The organism is Streptomyces sp. NPDC018947 (assembly GCF_044390505.1).
GTDB lineage: Bacteria > Actinomycetota > Actinomycetes > Streptomycetales > Streptomycetaceae > Streptomyces.
This window is the reverse complement of record NZ_JBIRZD010000020.1, coordinates 1-20,444: the sequence shown is the minus strand read 5'-3', so window position 1 is coordinate 20,444 and position 20,444 is coordinate 1. Positions and strand designations below refer to the sequence as shown.

The following is a 20,444-nucleotide window of genomic DNA, read 5'->3' as shown; positions in this document are numbered from 1 at the left end:
TACGACACCGTGTCAGCCAGTCGTCACAGCACACCGGCGGCCGCGCCGCTGTCCGCGCCGTGCCCGGCGGCCGAGCAGCGGGCGGAGTGCATCGGCATCTCGGTCAGGCCCGGGTAGTAGACGTGCAGACTGACCGCGGGCTCCAGCGCGTCGTTGACGACCTCGTGCACGTACCCCGGCGCGAACACCTTCTGCCTCCCGGCGGCCAGCGCGCGCGTGCCGCGTGCGGTGCGCTCGGTGAGCGTGCCCTCCAGGACCGTCCACACGCCGCAGGAGGGGCCGTGGTCGTGCGGTCCGCTGCCCTGTCCGGGCACCCAGGACAGCAGCCACACCTCGTATCCGGGGCCGGTGCGCAGCCGGTGGTACCAGCGGGTCGTCGCGTCGTACCGGACGAGGTGCGCCCACTGGGAGCGGTCGGCGGCGAGGGAGCGGAGCAGCCCGGCGAACTCGGCGACGGTGGCCGGGTGCTCGCGCGGCGCCTGGAGGAGGTGGGGTACTTCGAGGATGTCGCCGGCGATCTGGAGGTCGCTGTCGCTGTTCATGGGTGCGGTGGTTCCTCGGCGGGAGAGTGCGGGGGAAGCGGTACACGGACGGACCCCTGGTGGGGGCGTGGGATCACACGGCCGGGCCGAGTGGACCCGGGGAAGGCCGGAGCGGAGGTGGGCTCAACAGCCGGAACAGCGGCAACAGCTACAGCGAGCCCGGGCAGCACCGTGGGACCCGGCGATGCGGGTCGAGGCGAGTGCCAAGTTCGCGAGCATGCCCACAAGGACAGCGGCTCACACCATCAGTGTCAACTCGATGCCCGGTATGTGGGACATGCTTCACCTCATCCGGTTCATCTCGCGGATGAAAGGTTTGCTCGGGCGGGTTCGGGGACACATGCGGCACAAGCCGGGCGCACAACCCCCGTTGCGATCCCGTGATCCGAATGTGATCAGGTTCGCTTCGGTCTGTGTGTCGGAACGAGATCGAACGCGGGTGCGTCCTCCTCCGTACAGGTCCGTGCGGGGCGGGAGGCGTCGGCGGGCCTCGTCGGTGCGTCAGTGTTTATACCGATTTGAACACTTTCCGCACGCCCTTGGTTCCGCAGAGTGAATAAGGGGCCCAATAGCAGATCTCGGCTTGACTCGCCCGGAGCAGCACACTTGTAATTTCACTCGTGTCGTTCAGCCCGAATCGATAACGGCTGGATCACGGGGACGCGAAGAACAGACGAGGGGCGCACATGACCGAGCTGGTGCAGCAACTGCTGGTCGACGACGCGGACGAGGAGCTCGGCTGGCAGGAGCGCGCACTGTGCGCCCAGACCGACCCCGAGTCCTTCTTCCCCGAGAAGGGCGGCTCCACCCGGGAGGCCAAGAAGGTCTGCCTCGCCTGCGAGGTCCGCTCCGAGTGCCTCGAGTACGCCCTCGCCAACGACGAGCGCTTCGGCATCTGGGGCGGCCTGTCCGAGCGGGAACGCCGCCGGCTGAAGAAGGCCGCCGTCTGACCCCGCGTCCGGTACGAGGCCCGGCGGACGGCCCGCGTCCCCACGCGCACAACGGCATGAACGGCCCCTCGCAGGTGGGTTGTCCACAGGCGGCGGGCCGTCGTCATGCCCAGCCGATAGTGTGGGCGCTCGTCCGAGACGCCCCGCCATCCCCAACGGGCACGGGTGTCCACCGCAGTCCATCGAACCGGGGCCCGTACCTCGATGTCCGTGCACAGCCACCCGGCAGCCCAGCAAGACACCGCTGCCGCACCTGAGTTCCCGCGCCACGTGGTGACCGCCGTCCTCGTCTCCCACGACGGAGCCCGCTGGCTGCCCGACGCGCTCGCCGGGCTGCTCGGCCAGGAGCGCCCCGTCCAGTACGCCGTGGCCGCCGACACCGGCAGCGCCGACGACTCCGCCCGACTGGTCGGAGAGGCCCTCGGCGACGACCGCGTCCTCCACCTCGCCCGGCGCACCGGCTTCGGCCAGGCCGTCGAGGAGGCCACCCGCACCGCCCCGGTCCTCACGCCCGACGACCTGGCGTACCTGCGACGGCCCAGCGGCTGGGACCCCGCCACGCGCACCTGGCGCGACGACGCCTACGACCTGCCCGAACTCCCCCACGGGGAACCGGTGCAGTGGCTGTGGCTCCTGCACGACGACTGCGCCCCCGAACCCGACGCGCTCGCCCAGCTGCTGCGCGTCGTGGACAACGAGTACGAACTCGGCCGCGAGGACGTCGCCGTCGTCGGCCCCAAGCTCCGCGGCTGGTACGACCGCAGGCAACTGCTGGAGGTCGGCGTCTCCATCGCCAACTCCGGCCGCCGCTGGACCGGTCTGGACCGCCGCGAGCAGGACCAGGGCCAGCACGACCACGTCCGGTCCGTCCTGTCGGTGTCCACCGCGGGCATGCTGATCCGGCGTGACGTCTTCGAGAGCCTCGGCGGGTTCGACCGCCGGCTGCCCCTGATGCGCGACGACGTCGACCTGTGCTGGCGCGCGCACGCCGCCGGGCTGCGCGTCCTGGTCGCCCCCGAGGCCGTCGTCCGCCACGCCGAGGCGGCCTCCCGCGAACGCCGCGCCGTCGACTGCGCGGGCCGCACCACCGCCTCCCCGCACAAGGTGGACAAGGCGGGCGCCGTCCACACCCTGCTCGTCAACGTCCGCACCGCCGCCCTGCCCTGGGTGCTGCTGCGCCTCGTCGTCGGCACCCTGCTGCGCACGGTCGCCTACCTCGTCGGCAAGGTCCCCGGCCAGGCACTCGACGAGATACGGGGCCTGCTGAGCGTCCTGCTGCGGCCCGAACGCGTCATCGCCGGACGGCGCGAACGCGGCCGCCCGCAGATCGGCAAGGACGAACTGCGGGCCCTGTTCCCGCCCCCGGGCGCCACCATCCGCGTCACCGTCGAACAGGTCGCCGGCGGTCTCCTGGGCGGCTCCGACGCCGAGACGGCCACGGGCGCCGGACGGCACGGCGGCGCCATCGAGTCCGGACCGGGCGGCGACGACGCCGACTTCCTGGAGATCGAGCAGTTCGCCCGCCTCAAGCGCATCGCCCGCAAGCCCGGCCCGGTGCTCTTCCTGATGCTGCTGCTCGCCGCCCTGGTCGCCTGCCGCGCGCTGTTCGGCGGCGGCGCCCTGGCGGGCGGCGCCCTGCTGCCCGCCCCGCCCGGCGCCGGCGACCTGTGGTCGCGGTACGTGGACGCCTGGCACACGGTGGGCACGGGTGGCACCGCGTCCGCCCCGCCCTACCTGGCGATCGTCGCCACGCTCGCCTCCCTGCTGCTGGGCTCCACCGGACTCGCCGTCACCCTGCTGCTCGTCTGCTCCGTGCCCCTGGCCGGAGTCACCGCGTACCTCGCGTCCCGGCCGCTCGTGCCCTCCCGGCTGCTGCGCGCATGGGCGGCGACCGCCTACGCCTTCCTGCCCGCCGCCACCGGCGCCCTCGCCGGCGGTCGGCTCGGCACCGCCGTCCTCGCCGTGCTGCTCCCGCTCGTCGCTCGCGCGGGCGTCGCGGCCGCCGGCCTGGCCGGCGCGTCCGGCGCCCGCGGAAGCTGGCGCGCCACCTGGGCGTACGCGCTCCTGCTGACCGTCACCACCGCCTTCACGCCCGTCGTGTGGCCCATCGCCCTGCTCCTCGGCGTCGGCGTGCTGGTCCTGCGCCGCGACGACATCGCGGCGTACGGGCTGCGGCTGCTCGCCCAGCTCGGCGTGCCGCTGCTGCTGCTCGCGCCCTGGTCGCTGACGCTGCTCCCCTTCGGCTTCTTCGACGAGGCCGGCATGGAGTACGGCTCGTCGGCCGCCTCCGCGCTCGACCTGCTCGGCGCCAGCCCCGGCGGCCCCGGCACGGTCGGCGGACTGGTCCTCATCGGCATCGTGCTGGCCGCGCTGGCCGCCCTGCTGCGCTCCGAGCGGCAGACGGCGATCCGGACCGCCTGGGCCGTCGCCCTGGTCGCCCTCGTCTTCGCGGTCCTGTCCAACCGCTCCGCCTGGGCGGGCCCCGCCACCCTCGTCTACGGCATCGCCCTGCTGTCCGCAGCCGTCCTGGGCGCCGACGGGGCTCGCCTGCGCGTGGCGGAGCAGAGCTTCGGCTGGCGCCAGCCGGTCGCCGCGCTCATCGCCCTCGCCTCGGCCGTCGGCCCGCTGATCGCCGCCGTCGGCTGGATGGCAGGCGGCGCCGACGGCCCGGTTCAGCGCCGCGACCCGTTGCAGGTGCCCGCCTTCGTCGCCGAGGACAGCGTCACCCGCGACCAGGCCCGCACCCTCGTCCTCGACAGCGACTCCGCCGCCCACGTCAGCTACATGCTGGTCCGCGGCGCCGGGGCCCGCCTCGGCGACGCCGAACTGGCGGGCGAGGGCAACAGCCGCCTCGACAAGGTCGTCGCCAACCTCGTCGCGGGCTCCGGCGCCGACCAGGCCGGCCAGCTCGGCGGCTTCGCCGTGCGCTACGTCCTGGTGCACAAGGGCGCACCCCGCGACATCGTCCGCGTCCTGGACGCCACGCCGGGCCTGAGGCGGCTCAGCCAGCAGGACGGCAGCGGACTGTGGCAGGTGGACCGGAACGTCGCGCGCGCGGCCGTCGTCTCCGGCGACGGCTCCGCGACGGGCGAACCGCAGCCGGTCGCCGCCGGACCGGTCGAGATCCACACCAAGATCCCGGCCGGCTCCGAGGGCCGTGTGCTGCGCCTCGCCGACACCGCCGCCGACGGCTGGACGGCCACCCTCGACGGCAAGCCGCTCACCCGCACCACGGTCGACGGCTGGGCCCAGGGCTTCAAGCTCCCCGCGTCCGGCGGCCGGCTCGACGTCACCTACGACGACCCGTTCACCCGCACCGCCTGGCTGTGGACCCAGGGGCTGCTCGCCGTCGTCCTGGTCGTCCTCGCCCTGCCCGGCCGGCGCCGCGACGTCGACGACGACCTGCCCGAGGAGCCGCTCGTCCCCGCCGAGCCCGCAGCCGGCGAGGGACGCCGGGCGCGACGGCTGCGCGCCCAGGCGGAGGCCGAGGCGGAGACCGGCCCGGACACCGGGGCCGCGCCGCCCGTCGAGGCCCCCGCCCCGCCGCAGCAGCCCCCGGTGGCGGTCCCCGGGCAGCAGACCTACGACGCCTGGGACCAGACCGGCGGCCAGGGCGCCGAGTACGGCTCCTACGGCACGTACGGCACCGACCAGTACCAGGACGCCCAGCAGTACGACCCGGCCGCCTACGGGCAGCAGCAGCCGTACCCGGCGCAGCCCTACCAGGGCGCCCAGGACACGCAGGGCGCTCCGTACGAGGCCGGCCCGTACGACCCGTACGCCTACGGCGAGCCCGCCGGCGGCTACGGCCAGGCGTACGACCCGGCCTACGGCCAGGGCGGATACGACACCCCGTACGACCCTTCCCAGGCCCACCAGCCCCACGGCACCGGCAGTGAGCGTCCCGACGGGAGCCAGCAGTGAACCGCACCACCCTGTCCCTGATCGCCGTCGCCACCGCGCTCGCCGCCGTCACCGGGTTCGCGGCGCTGTCCGCGCCGGACCCCTCCGGCACGGACACCGCGTCCGCGTCCGCCGCCCGGCTGCCCGTGGAGCGCACCAGCCTGACGTGCCCGGCGCCCAGCACCTCCGACCTGGCCGAGACGGCGTACACCTCCTTCACGCCGGTCACCAAGGGCGCCGAGGCCGAGGGCAAGGCCGAACTGGAGGCCGCGGCACAGAAGCCGGACGACGCCGGCGGGGACGGCGAGAAGGCCGAGGACGAGGACGACGCCGAGAAGGCCGAGAAGCCCGCCGTCCAGCCGAAGGAACCCGGAACACCGGCCACCGCGAAGACCACCGGCGCCGACACGCCCGCGCTCATCGGCACCGCCGAGGGCAGCCACGCCCCCGGCTGGACCGTGCAGCAGACCACGGAGGTCGCCGCCGGTTCGGGCCGGGGCCTGCAGGGCGTCAACTGCACCGCTCCGGACACGGACTTCTGGTTCCCCGGCGCCAGCACGGCACCCGAGCGCACCGACTACGTGCACCTGACGAACCCCGACGACTCGCCGGCCGTCGTCGACGTCGAGCTCTACGGCAAGGACGGCGCCGTGGAGTCGACGGTCGGGGAGGGCGTCACGGTGCCCGCCCACGGCACCGAGTCGCTCCTGCTGTCCACGCTCGGCGACACCCAGGAGGCCGACCTCACCGTGCACGTCGGCGTGCGCAGCGGCCGGGTCGGGGCCGCCGTCCAGGCCCTCGACGACAAGACCGGCGGCGACTGGCTCGCCGCGGCCGCGGACCCGGCGGGCAGCCTGGTGCTGCCGGGCATCCCGAAGGACGCCACGGCCGTACGCCTGCTGCTGTTCACGCCCGGTGGCACCGACGCCGACCTGAAGGTGCGGCTCGCCTCGCCGACCGGGCAGATCACCCCCGCCGGGCACGAGACGGTGCGCGTGAAGGCGGGCATGACGACGGGCTTCGACCTCGGCGACGTGACGCGCGGCGAAGCCGGCTCGCTGGTGCTGACGCCGACGGACCGGTCCGTGCCGGTCGTGGCCGCCCTGCGGGTGGTGCGCGGCAAGGGCGACGCGCAGGAGACGGCGTTCATCCCCGCCTCCCGCCCGGTCGGCGCGCGCGCCACCGCCGTCGACAACCGCGCCAAGGGCACCGTCCTCTCCCTGACCGCGCCCGTCAAGGAGGCGAAGGTGAAGGTCACGGCGTCGGCGGGCAGCGAGGGCGGCACGACGGCGAGCCGGACCTACACGATCAAGGGCGGTACCACCCAGGACGTGGAACTGCCGGTGCCCGCGGGCCTGAAGGGCACCTACGCGCTGACCGTCGAGCCCGTCTCCGGCGGTCCCGTCTACGCGGCGCGGACCCTGACCCAGCCGGAGAACGACAAGGCGGCGGCCTTCACGGTGCAGACCCTCCCGGACGACCGGGGCATGGTGGCGGTCCCGAAGGCGGAGGAGGACCTGACGGTGCTCCAGAGGTGAGGGGCCCGGGCCCTCAGTCCTCCCCGTAGCGCGGGTCCACCGTCTCCGGCGTGAGCCCGAGCAGTTCGGCGACCTGCTCGACGACCACCTCGTGCACCAGGGCGGCCCGTTCGTCCCGTCCCTTGGTGCGGAGCTCGACCGGCCGGCGGTAGACGACCACCCGGCCCCGCCGGCCGTCGCGCGAGGGCTCCGCACCGCCGAGCGGCACCGCCTCGTCGTTCCAGCCCTGCGCGGCGCCGTCCAGCCGCGGCACCTCGAGGACGTGGAAGTCGACGTCGGCGAGCTGCGGCCAGCGCCGCTCCAGCCGTTCGACGGAGTCCTGCACCAGGTCCGCGAACAGGTCGGCGCGGCTGGCGGCGAGCGGTACCTGCGGAGGCGCGATCGGACCGCGCATGCCCCGGCCGTGGCGATCACGACGGCGGGGTCCTGGGCGGCCGGCCTCACGGGGCGTCACGGGGTTGTCCATCACTGGTGAAGGGTAGTCCTCACCGGTCCGGCGCGCCGTCCGCCCGCGCGACACACCGGCGCGGCGCACGGCATGTCGCGGGACGACCATTCCAGCCAAGGTTGGGCTCGATTCCGTATCTCTCCGTGACCGTCGATCTCGCCGCAAATGTCACTGTTTGTATGAGCCTATGACCGACCCAGTACCTGTTCGGTATCTCGAAAAGCCGCGTCGCCGCAGGTCACGCAGGGGTCCACAGGGGCGCCTGTGGTCCGTTTCACACCGCGACACGGGGGTGAGACCTGGTGGAGGGTCGTCGCGGCCCGCTCAAGAGTGCGGTACCGTCCAACATCGTGAGCCCTGTACGTCGCTGTTCGCGCACCGCCTGCGGCCGTCCCGCCGTCGCGACGCTGACGTACGTCTACGCCGACTCGACCGCGGTCCTCGGCCCGCTCGCCACCTACGCCGAACCCCACTGCTACGACCTGTGCGCCGAGCACTCCGAGCGCCTCACCGCCCCGCGCGGCTGGGAGGTCGTGCGACTGCTCGACGGTTCGGCCCCGGCCCGCCCGAGCGGCGACGACCTGGAAGCGCTCGCGAACGCGGTGCGCGAGGCCGCCCGCCCCCAGGAGCGCGCGGCGGGAGCCGGGGGCGGGGCCCGCCCGGCCGATCCGATGGAGGTCGCGCGGCGCGGCCACCTCCGCGTCCTGCGTTCACCGGACAACTGAGTCCCCGCCGATCCTCCGGCACCCCTCCCGCACCTCCCGGCGCATGCGTTTCCCCGCGCACACCCATTGCGTCTTCTTGACGTGGACACGATCATTCCGAAAGCGGTGAGAAATCGCTTTCGCATGACGGAATCCTGGGAGGCGCCCGTGTACGTCCAGGAACTCGAACCCGTCGCCGATTCCCTCGGCCTGTCCGCCGCCGTGGCGGCCCTGCCGCTGGTGATCGTCCTCGTCCTGCTCGGCGGCGTCCGCATGAGAGCCCATCTGGCGGGCCTCATCGGCCTCCTGGCCGCCGTGCTCGTCGCCCGGCTCGCCTACGGCATGCCGCTGGAGCAGACGCTCTCCGGCGCCGCCCAGGGCGCCGTGTTCGGGCTCTTCCCCATCCTGTGGATCGTCGTCAACGCCCTGTGGGTCTACCGGATGACCGTCCGCACCCGGCACTTCGACGTCCTGCGCCGCTCCTTCGGACGGCTCTCCGACGACCCGCGCATCCAGGCCCTCGTCGTCGCCTTCTGCTTCGGCGCCCTGCTGGAGGCCCTCGCCGGGTTCGGCGCGCCCGTCGCGATCTGCTCGGTCATGCTCGTCGCCCTCGGCTTCGACCCCGTGCGCGCGGCGGTCGTCTCGCTGGTCGCCAACACCGCGCCGGTCGCCTTCGGCGCGATGGGCACCCCGGTGGTGACGCTGGCCCAGGTCACCGGGCTGCCGCTGGACGACGTCGCCTCCGTGGTCGGCCGCCAGACGCCCCTGCTCGCCCTCGTCGTCCCGCTGCTGCTGGTCGCCCTGGTGGACGGACGGCGCGGGCTGCGCGAGACCTGGGCGCCCGCGCTGGCCTGCGGGGCGGCCTTCGCCGTCGCCCAGTTCGCCGCCTCCAACTACGTCTCCGCCCAGCTCGCCGACATCGGCGCCGCGCTGGCCGGCGCCGGCGCCCTGGTCGCCGTGCCGGGGGCCCGCAAGCCGGCCGCCGAACCCGTCCGCGCCCGCGTCCTCACCGGCGTGCGCAGCGAGGAACTGGACGAGCCCGACCCCCGCCGGGAGGTCGTGCGGGCCTACGCGCCGTACGCGCTGATCGTCGCGGTCTTCTCCGTCGCGCAGATACCCGCCGTCAAGGACGTGCTGGCCAAGGCCACGCAGACGTACGACTGGCCGTTCCTCGACGTGGCCGGTCCGGGCGGCGAGCCGGTCGGCGGCAACGTCTTCTCCTGGCCGGTCGTCTCCACCGGCGGCACCCTCGTACTGGTCGCCGGCGCGGCCACGGCCGTCGTCCTCGGTGTGCACGCGCGCGTGGCGGTCCGGGAATGGCTCGCCACCGTGCGCGAACTGCGGTTCGCCATCCTCACGGTGACCTCCGTGCTGGCCCTCGCCCACGTCATGAACCTCTCCGGACAGGCCGCCACCATCGGCCACTTCGTCGCCGCGGCAGGTGCCGGACTCGCCTTCCTGTCGCCGGTGCTCGGCTGGTTCGGTGTCGCCGTCTCCGGTTCCGACACCTCGGCCAACGCGCTCTTCGGCGCCCTCCAGGTGACCGCCGCCCGTGAGTCGGGCCTCTCGCCCGAACTGCTCGCCGCCGCCAACAGCTCCGGCGGCGTCCTCGGCAAGATGATCTCCCCGCAGAGCCTCACCATCGCCTGCGCCGCCGTGGGCCTCGCGGGCCGCGAGGGGGACCTGCTGCGCAAGGTGCTGCCGTGGAGCGCGGGCCTGCTGCTGGTCATGTGCCTGATCGTCGTCGGACAGTCCTCCCCGGTGCTGGGCTGGACGCTGCCCTGACCCGGGTCGGTGCGTACCGGTAGTTTGTGGGCACCGACAGGACTTTCAGGAAGGTTGGCCGTGGCTGCTGATCTGTCGCAGATCGTGAAGGCGTACGACGTACGCGGTGTGGTCCCGGACCAGTGGGACGAGTCGCTGGCCGAGCTGTTCGGCGCGGCCTTCGTCGAGCTGACCGGCGCGGACGCCGTGGTCGTCGGGCGCGACATGCGGCCCTCGTCGCCCGGCCTGTCCGGCGCCTTCGCGCGCGGGGCGGCGTCCCGCGGCGCCGACGTCACCGAGATCGGCCTGTGCTCCACCGACCAGCTCTACTACGCATCCGGCGCGCTGGACCTGCCGGGCGCCATGTTCACGGCCTCGCACAACCCGGCCCGCTACAACGGCATCAAGCTGTGCCGCGCGGGCGCCGCACCGGTCGGCCAGGACACCGGCCTCGCCGAGATCCGCGCCATGGTGGAGCGCTGGAGCGAGACCGGCGCTCCCGAGCCGACGCCCCGTCAGGGCACGCTCAGCCGGCGCGACACGCTCGCCGACTACGCGGCCCACCTGCGCTCCCTCGTCGACCTCACGGCCATCCGCCCGCTCAAGGTGGTCGTCGACGCGGGCAACGGCATGGGCGGGCACACCGTCCCCTCCGTGTTCGAGGGCCTGCCGCTCGACGTGGTGCCGATGTACTTCGAGCTGGACGGCACCTTCCCCAACCACGAGGCCAACCCGCTCGACCCGGCCAACCTCGTCGACCTCCAGAAGCGCGTCCGCGAGGAGGGCGCCGACCTCGGCCTCGCCTTCGACGGCGACGCCGACCGCTGCTTCGTCGTCGACCAGAACGGCGACCCGGTCTCCCCGTCGGCGATCACCGCCCTGGTCGCCTCCCGCGAACTCGCCCGCAACGGCGGCAAGGGCACGGTCATCCACAACCTGATCACGTCCTGGTCCGTGCCCGAGGTCGTCAGGGAGATGGGCGGCACCCCGCAACGCACGCGCGTGGGCCACTCCTTCATCAAGGCCGAGATGGCGAGGACCGGCGCCATCTTCGGCGGCGAGCACTCCGCGCACTACTACTTCCGCGACTTCTGGAACGCCGACACGGGAATGCTGGCCGCCCTCCACGTCCTCGCCGCCCTCGGCGGACAGGAGGGCACGCTGTCCGCGCTGGTCGCCCGGTACGACCGCTACGAGGGCTCCGGCGAGATCAACTCCACCGTCGGCGACCAGGCGGCCCGCCTCGCCGCGATCCGCGCCGCGTACGAGGGCCGCGACGGCATCACGCTGGACGACCTCGACGGGCTCACCGTCACCGCCGCCGACTGGTGGTTCAACGTCCGCCCCTCCAACACGGAACCCCTCCTCCGCCTGAACGCGGAGGCCCGCGACGAGGCGACGATGCGCAAGGTCCGCGACGAGGCACTGGCCCTCATCCGAAACTGACCACGCCCCGCCGCCCGCAGCCGCGCCCAGCCGTAGCTGCGGGCAGTCGTGGCTCCCCCCGTGCCTGAACGGCCTGGGAGGTGCCCCCGAGGGCGGCACGGGTGGGCGGTGGGGTCCCCCCGCGCGAGCGCAGCCGGAGAGCGGGGGAGGCACCCGGCCCGCACAACCCGCCCCGCACGCCCACGCCCCGCCCCGACCCCGGGCATACGCCCATCGACCGGCGGTACCCTGACCAGCACATCCACACACGCCCCACCGTCCCCGAAGGGAACCCCCATGCCGCTCGAAGCCGGCCTCCTGGAGATCCTCGCCTGCCCCGCCTGCCACGCCCCCCTCAAGGAGCAGGACGCGGAGCTGATCTGCACCGGTCAGGACTGCGGCCTGGCGTACCCGGTCCGCGACGGCATCCCCGTCCTCCTCGTAGACGAGGCCCGCCGCCCCGCGTAGCCGACGGCCAGGCGCCCCGAGCCGTCCGGCACGTCCCGGCACCCGGCGACCAGGCGCCCGCGCAACCGAACGAACGCCCCGGCGATCGGAGACTGCCGCCATGCTCGACGAATCGCTCCTCGACGCCCCCGACGGCCTCGCCGAGGCCGACCGCCGCGGCCTGCTCCGCGGCGCGGCCGAGGCAGGAGCCCGCGTGCGCACCGCCGCCCGGCTCGCCGCCGAGGCCGGCGTCGGCAACCTCGAACCGGACGGCCGTCCCCGCGCGGTCCTCATCGCGGGTCCCGGCGCCGCCCCCACCCAGGCCGCCGACCTCCTCGGCACCCTCGCCGGCGCGGGCAGCCCCGTCATCCGCCTCGCCCCCACCGGCGTCGCGGCCGCCGCGGGCGCCCTGCGCTGGGAACTGCCCGGCTGGGCGGGCTCCGTGGACCTCCTGCTGATCGCCACCCCCGACGGCACCGAGCCGGGCCTCGCCCTCCTCGTCGAACAGGCCTACCGCCGCGGCTGCACCGTCGTGGCCGTGGCCCCCGACCGCTCCCCGCTCACCGAGACGGTCAACGGCTCCCGCGGCCTGTTCCTCCCGATGGCGACGGCCCCCTACGACCACGACGAGCCCCTCGCCGGCGCAGCCCCCGGCGTCCTGTGGGCGCTGCTCACCCCGCTGCTCGCCCTGCTGGACCGCACGGGCCTGCTCGAAGCGCCGCCGGAGGCCGTCGAGAAGGTCGCCGACCGCCTCGACCGGGTCGCCGAACGCTGCGGGCCCGCCGTCGTGACGTACAGCAACCCGGCGAAGACCCTGGCGGCCGAACTGGCCGACTCCCTCCCGGTCATCTGGACCGAGGGCACCTCCGCCGGACCGGCGGGCCGCCGCTTCGCCGCCGCGCTCGCCGAACTCTCCGGTACCCCCGCGGTCGTCGCCGAACTGCCCGAGGCACTGGCCGCGCACAGCGCCCTGCTCGCGGGCCCGCTCGCCGCGGCCGCCGACCCCGACGACTTCTTCCGCGACCGGGTCGAGGAGGCGCCCGCCCTGCACGCGCGCGTGGTGCTGCTGCGCGACCGCCCCAGCGGCGGTCTCACCGCCGCGCCCTCCGCCCGCGACCTCGCCCTCGGCCACGACACGCCGATCAGCGAACTCGAACCGGAGCCCGGCGGCGACCTGGAGAACCTCGCCGAACTGATCGCCATCACGGATTTCGCCGCCGTTTACCTGGCGCTCGCCTCCGGCGCCTGATCTCGTACCCGACAGGACAGCGCACCCGGACCCGCGCCCGAGGACCGCGCATCAGGACAGCGCATCAGGACACCCGCACAGGACCCGCGCGCCGGACCCGTACCCGCCCGCACCGGCAGAGAGAACTCATGGACCGCCTCGACAACACCGTCCGCCCCTACGCCTGGGGTTCCACGACCGCGATCCCGACCCTGCTCGGCACCGAGCCCACCGGCGAACCGCAGGCGGAGATGTGGATGGGAGCCCACCCCGGCGCCCCCTCCCGCACCGGCCGGGGCACCCTCGACGAGGTCGTCGCCGCCGCCCCCGAGAAGGAACTGGGCGAGGCGTCCGTCGCCAGGTTCGGCCCCCGGCTGCCCTTCCTCCTCAAACTCCTCGCCGCCGGCGCCCCGCTCTCCCTCCAGGTCCACCCCGACCTCGCCCAGGCCCAGGAGGGCTACGCGGACGAGGAGCGCCGCGGCGTCCCCCTGGACGCCCCGCACCGCAACTACAAGGACGCCAACCACAAGCCCGAACTGGTCTGCGCCCTCACCGAGTTCGACGGCCTGTGCGGCTTCCGCGACCCCGCCCTGACCGCCGGGCTCCTCGACGGACTCGGCGTCGCCTCCCTCAAGCCGTACGTCGACCTGCTGCGCGCCCACCCCGAGGACGCCGCCCTGCGCGAGGTCCTCACCGCGGTCCTCACCGCCGACCCCGAGGAGATGTCCCGCACGGTCGCCGAGACCGCGGCCGCCTGCGACCGGCTCGGCGGCGCCTACGCGCCCTACGCCGGCATCGCCCACCACTACCCGGGCGACCCCGGCGTCCTCGCCGCCCTGCTCCTCAACCACGTCCGGCTCCAGCCCGGCGAGGCCATGTACCTCGGCGCCGGCGTCCCGCACGCCTATCTGAACGGCCTCGGCGTCGAGATCATGGCCAACTCCGACAACGTCCTGCGCTGCGGCCTGACCCCCAAGCACGTCGACGTCCCCGAACTCCTGCGCATCGTCCGCTTCGAGCCCGGCGACCCCGGTGTCCTGCGCCCGGAGGCGTCCCCCGACGGCGAAGAGGTCTACGACACCCCGACCGACGAGTTCCGCCTGTCCCGCTACGTCCTCCCCGAGGGAGCCGGCCCCCACGACCTCACCCTGCCCGTGGCGCAGATCCTGCTCTGCACGGCGGGCACCGTACGGGCGGGCGAGCACGAACTGGCCGCCGGCCGCTCGGTCTTCGTACCGGCGGGCGAAAAGGCCGAAGTGTCCGGAAACGGCACGCTCTTCCGCGCCACCGTCCGCGTCTGACGCGAACACGGCAGCCGGGCCAGGCACACCCCGTGCCCGGCCGGGCTGCAACAATGACCCACCGCAAAGGGCGGGCAAAGCCGGTCACCGGCCCACCCGTGCGGCGCACACAGGCAGACGTAGGCGAAGGGACAACGCGACACATGAGCGCGTCAGGCGGCACCAAGGCGATCGTGGCGGCACTCTCCGCCAACCTCGCGATCGCGGTATCGAAGTTCGTGGCGTTCCTCTTCAGCGGTTCGTCGTCGATGCTCGCCGAGTCGGTGCACTCGCTCGCGGACTCCGGCAACCAGGCCCTGCTGCTGGTCGGCGGCAAGAAGGCCCAGCGCGAGGCCACCCCGCAACACCCCTTCGGCTACGGCCGCGAGCGTTACATCTACGCCTTCCTCGTCTCCATCGTGCTCTTCTCGGTCGGCGGCATGTTCGCCCTCTACGAGGGCTACGAGAAGATCAAGCACCCGCACGAACTGGAGCACTGGTACTGGCCGGTCGGCGTCCTCGTCTTCGCGATCATCGCCGAGGGCTTCTCCTTCCGCACCGCCATCAAGGAGTCCAACGCCCTGCGCGGACGCCAGTCCTGGAAGGAGTTCGTCCGCCGTGCCAAGGCACCCGAGCTGCCGGTCGTCCTCCTGGAGGACCTCGGCGCGCTCGTCGGCCTCGTCCTCGCCCTCGGCGGCGTCGGGCTCGCCCTGCTCACCGGCAACGGTGTCTGGGACGGCATCGGCACCCTGTGCATCGGCGTCCTGCTCATCCTGATCGCGCTCGTCCTCGCCGCCGAGACCAAGTCCCTGCTGCTCGGCGAGTCCGCCGGCCTGGAGGACGTCCGCAAGATCGAGGCCGCGATGGTCGACGGTGACACCGTCACCCGCGTCATCCACATGCGCACGCTCCACCTCGGCCCCGAGGAACTGCTCGTCGCCGCCAAGATCGCCGTCCGGCGCGACGAGACGGCCGCCGGGATCGCCGTCGCCATCGACGCCGCCGAGGCCCGCATCCGCGAGGCCGTCCCGATCGCCCGCGTCATCTACCTCGAACCGGACATCTACAGCGAGGCCGAGGCCGCCAAGGGCCCCGACCGCGAAGCCACCCCGGGCGGCCCGGCCACCGGCCACCACTGACGCCCACCACGCTCCCCGACCGGGGCCCGCCGAACTCCTCGGCGGGCCCCGGTCCCGTTCCGGGCCCGCCGGGAACGGCCGGAAGTCTTCGGAGCCGGACTGGGGACGGCGCGGTTCCCCGGTGTAGCTTGGGACGGAGCCAGACGTCGCTGCTGATGGCGGTCGGGCGGCCCGCGGACGGGCCGGCCGAGGGAGAGAGGGCCTCCGACGGACTGCGCTGCGTGTACGCGGGCATGCCAGTGTCCTCTTCGGGGCACCCCTGTGTCCGCCGCCGCGCAGGTCAGCCGTACCCACCTCGACCCGAACCCGAGGAGCAGCCCGTAATGACGACTGTCGACAACCGGCAGGACTTCAAGGTCGCCGACCTTTCCCTGGCCGAGTTCGGCCGCAAGGAGATCACCCTCGCCGAGCACGAGATGCCCGGCCTGATGGCGATCCGCAAGGAGTACGCCGAGGCCCAGCCGCTGGCCGGCGCCCGCGTCACCGGCTCCCTGCACATGACCGTGCAGACCGCCGTGCTCATCGAGACCCTGGTCGCCCTCGGCGCCGAGGTCCGCTGGGCGTCCTGCAACATCTTCTCCACCCAGGACCACGCCGCGGCCGCCATCGCCGTCGGCCCGAACGGCACGCCCGACAACCCGCAGGGCGTCCCCGTCTTCGCCTGGAAGGGCGAGACGCTGGAGGAGTACTGGTGGTGCACGGAGCAGGCGCTGACCTGGCCGAACACGCCCACCGGCGGTCCGAACATGATCCTGGACGACGGCGGTGACGCCACCCTCCTCGTCCACAAGGGCGTCGAGTACGAGAAGGACGGCAAGGTCCCCTCGCCCGACACCGCCGAGTCCGACGAGCACCGCGTCATCCTCGAGCTGCTCACCCGCACGGTCGCCGAGAGCCCGCAGAAGTGGACCCAGCTCGCGTCCGAGATTCGCGGCGTGACCGAGGAGACCACGACCGGTGTCCACCGCCTGTACGAGATGCACCGCGACGGCACCCTGCTGTTCCCGGCGATCAACGTGAACGACGCGGTGACCAAGTCGAAGTTCGACAACAAGTACGGCTGCCGCCACTCGCTGATCGACGGCATCAACCGCGCCACGGACGTGCTGATCGGCGGCAAGACCGCGGTCGTGTGCGGGTACGGCGACGTGGGCAAGGGCTGCGCCGAGTCGCTGCGCGGTCAGGGCGCGCGGGTGATCGTGACGGAGATCGACCCGATCTGCGCGCTCCAGGCGGCGATGGACGGCTACCAGGTCACGACGCTGGACGAGGTCGTCGAGACGGCGGACATCTTCGTCACCACGACCGGCAACAAGGACATCATCATGGCCTCGGACATGGCCAGGATGAAGCACCAGGCGATCGTCGGGAACATCGGCCACTTCGACAACGAGATCGACATGGCCGGCCTGGCGCAGATCCCCGGCATCGTCAAGGACGAGGTCAAGCCGCAGGTCCACACGTGGACCTTCCCCGACGGCAAGGTGATCATCGTGCTGTCGGAGGGCCGCCTGCTGAACCTGGGCAACGCCACCGGCCACCCGTCGTTCGTGATGTCCAACTCGTTCGCGGACCAGACCCTGGCCCAGATCGAGCTGTTCACCAAGCCCGACGCCTACCCGACCGACGTCTACGTGCTGCCCAAGCACCTGGACGAGAAGGTCGCCCGCCTCCACCTCGACGCCCTCGGCGTCAAGCTGACCACGCTCCGCCCGGAGCAGGCCGAGTACATCGGTGTGAACGTCGAGGGCCCGTTCAAGCCGGACCACTACCGCTACTGACCGGCCCGCGGCCGGCGCGTGCGCGTCCTGCCCCGACGCGCACCCGCCCGGCAGCCGGCTCCTCCGAGACAGGCCCCCGCACCCCCGTGCCGGGGGCCTGCCCCGTTGGCTCGTCAGCGGCCGGACCGACCCGTCACCACCCAGGACCCCCATGCCCCGCGGCCGTTATTCGCTCCACGATCCGCACGATCACACCCCCCTCGCGGAAGAACACTTCCAGTGCGCCCCCGGCCCCTCCGGCTGGCGCTACGTCTCCCGGCTGACCACATCCGCCGGTGACCACCACGGCTCCGTCGACCTCGCGCTCGACGAACTCGGCCGCCCCATTCGCCTCGAACTCCACGCCGCCGAGTGGCAGGTGCGCGCCGCCGCCCTCGACGGCGTCACCTGGGTGCGCACCGATCCCACCGGCGTCCACGCCACGGAAGGCAACGCGCGCGCCCACGCCTTCACCGGCACGTCCCCCGCCTTCCTCGTGGCCACCACCAGGCTCCTGCGCCTCACCCCCTCCGCACCGGCCACCCGCGTACGCCTGGTCGCCTTCACGGACCCGGTCCTCGCCCCCCGCACCGTCGACCAGTCCTGGGCCCTGGTGAAGAGAGAAGCACACGCCACTGACAGCGGCCCCCTCACCGTGGACGAATACCAGGTCACCGCCCTGGACACGGGCGAACAGCACGCCGTCCACATCGTCGGCGACGTCGTCCTCGCGGCCCCCGGCATCGAGCTGGAGGACCTGGAGTCTCCGCCGTCCGTCTTCCCCTGACCGACGGCGGAGACGACCGTTACGCCGGTGGCACGAACCCGGTGGCGGGGGGCTCGTCCCGCGGACCGGCGGGCGGCCGCGCGGAACCCCGGGGCGACACGCCGGGCGGCGTCACGGGAGAGCCCGGCGGCGGATACGCCACCGGCGGCGCGGAGGGGAGGGGCTGCGGACGGTCCGGCGGCGGTGCCACGGCCGAGGGCGCGCCGGGCGCCTCGCCCGGGGCCGCGCCGCCCCCGAAGGCCCGCCGTGCCTCCCTCACCTGCCGCTCCTGCAGCACCGCCGCGAGATACGCCGCCGGCGGGACACCCTGTGGTGCCGGGGTGCCGGTCCGGGCCGCGACATCGGAGGCGAGACGTTCCGCCATGGCCCACCCCACGCGGGGATCAAGCTGCTGCATCCGCGCCAGGTACTGACGGACGGCGAGCCACAGCCCGTCGGGCACCGCGGACAGGTCGAGCGCGGAGAAGCGCCCCGCCAGCCACGGCGGAGGCGGCGGCGGAAAGCCCGTGGGTCCCACCGGCACCCGCTCCCGCACGACGAGGGTCCCCGCGAACACGTCCCCGAGGCGGCGCCCCCGCTCCGACACCAAGGACGCGACGCAGGCGATGACACCGAGCGTCATGAGGATCTCGACGACCCCGATCAAGCCCCGCACCAGGGCGTGCCGGAACCGGATCGGCCCGCCGTCGTCCCGCACCACCCGCAGCCCGCACGCCATCTTCCCCAGGGACCGCCCGTGGCTCAGCGTCTCCACCGCGATGGGCCCGCCCACCAGCACCAGGACGAAGACGGCGACGGCCAGTGCCGTCCGGGCCGCCACGTCCAAGGAGGCGGTGGCCGCCGTCAGAGCCACGGTGACCGCCACATAGACGGCCACGGCCACCACCAGATCGAGCAGGACGGCCAGCGCCCTGCTGGGCAGCCTCGCGGGACGCAGCTCCAGCGCCACCGCCTCGCCCGTCACCAGCTCACTCACGCCCGCCGCCCTTCCCCTGACTGCCCCCGGTGGGGCCAGTCTGCCAAGCTGAGGACGCACCGCGCCGCGGTAGGACAAGCTGATCCACGACGAGCCGCCGACGACAGCCGAGGAGCAGGCACACCGATGGACCTCGACGTCTTCGTCTCCGCCCACCGCGCGGAGTGGGACCGCCTCGATGCCCTGCTCCGGCGTCGGCGCCGACTGACCGGTGCCGAGACCGACGAACTCGTCACCCTCTACCAGCGCACGGCCACCCACCTGTCCCTGATCCGGTCCAGTGCCCCCGACCCGCAACTGACCGGACGGCTCAGCCAACTGGTCGCACGCGCGCGCGGTGCCGTGACAGGGACCCGCCGAGCCTCGTGGCGCGACGTCACCCGCTTCCTGACCCACCAGTTCCCGGCCGCCGTGTACCGGGCACGCCACTGGTGGGTGCCCACCGCGCTCCTGTCCACCGCCGTCGCCGCACTGCTCGGCTGGTGGATCGGCACCCACCCCGAGGTGCAGTCCACGATCGCGGCCCCCGCCGAACTGCGCGAGCTCACCCGCCCCGGCGGCCAGTACGAGACGTACTACTCCAGCCATCCCGCGGCCTCGTTCGCCGCGCAGGTCTGGACGAACAACGCCTGGGCCGCCGCGCTCTGCCTCATCCTGGGCGTCTTCCTGGGCCTGCCCGTCCTGTGGATCCTGTTCCAGAACATGCTCAACCTCGGCGTCGGGTTCGGCCTCATGTCCTCGGCCGGCCGCCTCGACACCTTCCTCGGCCTCGTCCTGCCCCACGGCCTGCTCGAACTGACTGCGGTCTTCGTGGCCGCGGGCACCGGCCTGCGGCTCGGCTGGACCCTCGTCGACCCGGGCCCGCGAACCCGCCGCACCGCCCTCGCGGAGGAGGGCCGGGCCGCACTCGGCATGGCGATCGGACTGGCCCTGGTCCTCTTCGTCTCCGGCGCCGTCGAAGGCTTCGTCACCCCGTCGGGCCTGCCCACCTGGGCCCGCATCACCATCGGCATCGCCGCCGAGCTGGCCTTCCTCGCCTACGTCTACGTCCTGGGCGGACGTGCCGCTCGCGCCGGCGACACGGGCGACGTGGAGGCCGCCGAACGCAGCGCCACCGTGCCGCTGGCCGCCTGATGTGCATCAGCCCCCACCGAGCTGCTACTGTCCTCTTCGTTCCCGCAAGAGCCGTTGACACGGAGCTCGTGGGGAGGTAGATTCAAACAGTTGCCTGGAGATGGGGTCACCCCAGAGGGCGACGGTGAGCGTCTAACGCTTCCTCCTTGATCATCAAATTTCGGAGAAGCATCCTCCCGATAAATCGGAAATGAACGGCCGGTCAGACCGGCCAAGAACTTCTGATAAAGTCGGAACCGCCGGAAAGGGAAACGCGAAAGCGGGAACCTGGAAAGCACCGAGGAAATCGGGTCCGGAAAGATCTGATAGAGTCGGAAACGCAAGACCGAAGGGAAGCGCCCGGAGGAAAGCCCGCGAGGGTGAGTACAAAGGAAGCGTCCGTTCCTTGAGAACTCAACAGCGTGCCAAAAGTCAACGCC

General features: G+C 73.3%; 16 protein-coding genes. 13 read left to right on the top strand and 3 right to left on the bottom strand.

The features are described 5' to 3' along the window. Positions 1–23 precede the first annotated feature (23 nt). Positions 24–542 carry a cysteine dioxygenase gene (locus tag ACH499_RS30540; protein WP_399019907.1) on the bottom strand — a complete coding sequence of 173 codons (519 nt, stop codon included), beginning with the start codon at positions 540–542 and terminating at the stop codon, positions 24–26. Positions 543–1,228: 686 nt separating this feature from the next. Here ACH499_RS30540 and ACH499_RS30535 point away from each other — a divergent pair. From ACH499_RS30535 to ACH499_RS30525, 3 genes are all read left to right on the top strand, one after another. Beyond that, positions 1,229–1,492 (top strand): WhiB family transcriptional regulator, encoded by a 264-nt coding sequence (locus ACH499_RS30535; protein WP_003975777.1) that lies wholly within the window; start codon positions 1,229–1,231, stop codon positions 1,490–1,492. A 204-nt stretch (positions 1,493–1,696) separates the two neighbouring features. Continuing rightward, a complete protein-coding gene (locus ACH499_RS30530; protein ID WP_399019905.1) occupies positions 1,697–5,416 on the top strand; it encodes a glycosyltransferase in 3,720 nt (1,239 codons plus the stop codon). Next, complete coding sequence (locus ACH499_RS30525; RefSeq protein WP_356205429.1) at positions 5,413–6,933, top strand: DUF5719 family protein; 1,521 nt, start codon at positions 5,413–5,415, stop codon at positions 6,931–6,933. The genes ACH499_RS30530 and ACH499_RS30525 overlap by 4 nt, the downstream gene beginning before the upstream one ends. Before the next feature lie 13 nt (positions 6,934–6,946). On the opposite strand, the gene ACH499_RS30520 is transcribed toward ACH499_RS30525, so the two are convergent. Beyond that, entirely contained in the window at positions 6,947–7,399 is a 453-nt protein-coding gene (locus tag ACH499_RS30520; RefSeq protein WP_356205480.1) for a metallopeptidase family protein, read from the bottom strand. 284 nt (positions 7,400–7,683) lie between these two features. Between ACH499_RS30520 and ACH499_RS30515 the strand changes: the two genes are divergently transcribed. The 9 genes from ACH499_RS30515 (at position 7,684) to ACH499_RS30475 (ending at position 17,915) form a co-directional block, all read left to right on the top strand. Further along, on the top strand, positions 7,684–8,106 hold the full coding sequence (locus ACH499_RS30515; protein ID WP_356205428.1) for a DUF3499 domain-containing protein: 423 nt from the start codon (positions 7,684–7,686) through the stop codon (positions 8,104–8,106). A 147-nt stretch (positions 8,107–8,253) separates the two neighbouring features. Beyond that, positions 8,254–9,870 (top strand): L-lactate permease, encoded by a 1,617-nt coding sequence (locus ACH499_RS30510; RefSeq protein ID WP_399020031.1) that lies wholly within the window; start codon positions 8,254–8,256, stop codon positions 9,868–9,870. A gap of 60 nt (positions 9,871–9,930) precedes the next feature. Then, positions 9,931–11,295 carry a phosphomannomutase/phosphoglucomutase gene (locus ACH499_RS30505; protein WP_399019902.1) on the top strand — a complete coding sequence of 455 codons (1,365 nt, stop codon included), beginning with the start codon at positions 9,931–9,933 and terminating at the stop codon, positions 11,293–11,295. 276 nt (positions 11,296–11,571) lie between these two features. Continuing rightward, positions 11,572–11,742: a Trm112 family protein gene (locus ACH499_RS30500; RefSeq protein ID WP_020940431.1), complete on the top strand. Its 171-nt coding sequence runs from the start codon at positions 11,572–11,574 to the stop codon at positions 11,740–11,742. A gap of 100 nt (positions 11,743–11,842) precedes the next feature. After that, positions 11,843–12,970: an SIS domain-containing protein gene (locus tag ACH499_RS30495; protein WP_356205426.1), complete on the top strand. Its 1,128-nt coding sequence runs from the start codon at positions 11,843–11,845 to the stop codon at positions 12,968–12,970. Between the two features lie 128 nt (positions 12,971–13,098). Then, positions 13,099–14,250 (top strand): mannose-6-phosphate isomerase, class I, encoded by a 1,152-nt coding sequence (gene manA, locus ACH499_RS30490; protein ID WP_399019900.1) that lies wholly within the window; start codon positions 13,099–13,101, stop codon positions 14,248–14,250. Positions 14,251–14,393: 143 nt separating this feature from the next. Continuing rightward, entirely contained in the window at positions 14,394–15,368 is a 975-nt protein-coding gene (locus ACH499_RS30485) for a cation diffusion facilitator family transporter (protein WP_356205424.1), read from the top strand. 323 nt (positions 15,369–15,691) lie between these two features. Beyond that, on the top strand, positions 15,692–17,149 hold the full coding sequence (gene ahcY, locus ACH499_RS30480) for an adenosylhomocysteinase (protein ID WP_399019897.1): 1,458 nt from the start codon (positions 15,692–15,694) through the stop codon (positions 17,147–17,149). A 151-nt stretch (positions 17,150–17,300) separates the two neighbouring features. Beyond that, on the top strand, positions 17,301–17,915 hold the full coding sequence (locus ACH499_RS30475) for a hypothetical protein (RefSeq protein WP_399019895.1): 615 nt from the start codon (positions 17,301–17,303) through the stop codon (positions 17,913–17,915). A 19-nt stretch (positions 17,916–17,934) separates the two neighbouring features. Here ACH499_RS30475 and ACH499_RS30470 read toward each other — a convergent pair whose 3' ends face one another. Then, positions 17,935–18,891 (bottom strand): RDD family protein, encoded by a 957-nt coding sequence (locus ACH499_RS30470; protein ID WP_399019893.1) that lies wholly within the window; start codon positions 18,889–18,891, stop codon positions 17,935–17,937. 126 nt (positions 18,892–19,017) lie between these two features. On the opposite strand from ACH499_RS30470, the gene ACH499_RS30465 reads away from it, so the two are divergent. Next, on the top strand, positions 19,018–20,025 hold the full coding sequence (locus ACH499_RS30465) for a stage II sporulation protein M (RefSeq protein ID WP_399019891.1): 1,008 nt from the start codon (positions 19,018–19,020) through the stop codon (positions 20,023–20,025). Positions 20,026–20,444 lie beyond the last annotated feature (419 nt).

What these genes read in the sequence shown, in the direction of transcription:
- ACH499_RS30495 (WP_356205426.1), top strand. Translation starts at nt 11,843, where the DNA reads ATGCTCGACGAATCGCTCCTCGACGCCCCCGACGGCCTCGCCGAGGCC.
- ACH499_RS30530 (WP_399019905.1), top strand. Translation starts at nt 1,697, where the DNA reads ATGTCCGTGCACAGCCACCCGGCAGCCCAGCAAGACACCGCTGCCGCA.
- ahcY (WP_399019897.1), top strand. Translation starts at nt 15,692, where the DNA reads ATGACGACTGTCGACAACCGGCAGGACTTCAAGGTCGCCGACCTTTCC.
- ACH499_RS30540 (WP_399019907.1), bottom strand. Translation starts at nt 542, where the DNA reads ATGAACAGCGACAGCGACCTCCAGATCGCCGGCGACATCCTCGAAGTA.
- ACH499_RS30500 (WP_020940431.1), top strand. Translation starts at nt 11,572, where the DNA reads ATGCCGCTCGAAGCCGGCCTCCTGGAGATCCTCGCCTGCCCCGCCTGC.
- ACH499_RS30475 (WP_399019895.1), top strand. Translation starts at nt 17,301, where the DNA reads ATGCCCCGCGGCCGTTATTCGCTCCACGATCCGCACGATCACACCCCC.
- ACH499_RS30485 (WP_356205424.1), top strand. Translation starts at nt 14,394, where the DNA reads ATGAGCGCGTCAGGCGGCACCAAGGCGATCGTGGCGGCACTCTCCGCC.
- manA (WP_399019900.1), top strand. Translation starts at nt 13,099, where the DNA reads ATGGACCGCCTCGACAACACCGTCCGCCCCTACGCCTGGGGTTCCACG.
- ACH499_RS30535 (WP_003975777.1), top strand. Translation starts at nt 1,229, where the DNA reads ATGACCGAGCTGGTGCAGCAACTGCTGGTCGACGACGCGGACGAGGAG.
- ACH499_RS30520 (WP_356205480.1), bottom strand. Translation starts at nt 7,399, where the DNA reads ATGGACAACCCCGTGACGCCCCGTGAGGCCGGCCGCCCAGGACCCCGC.
- ACH499_RS30465 (WP_399019891.1), top strand. Translation starts at nt 19,018, where the DNA reads ATGGACCTCGACGTCTTCGTCTCCGCCCACCGCGCGGAGTGGGACCGC.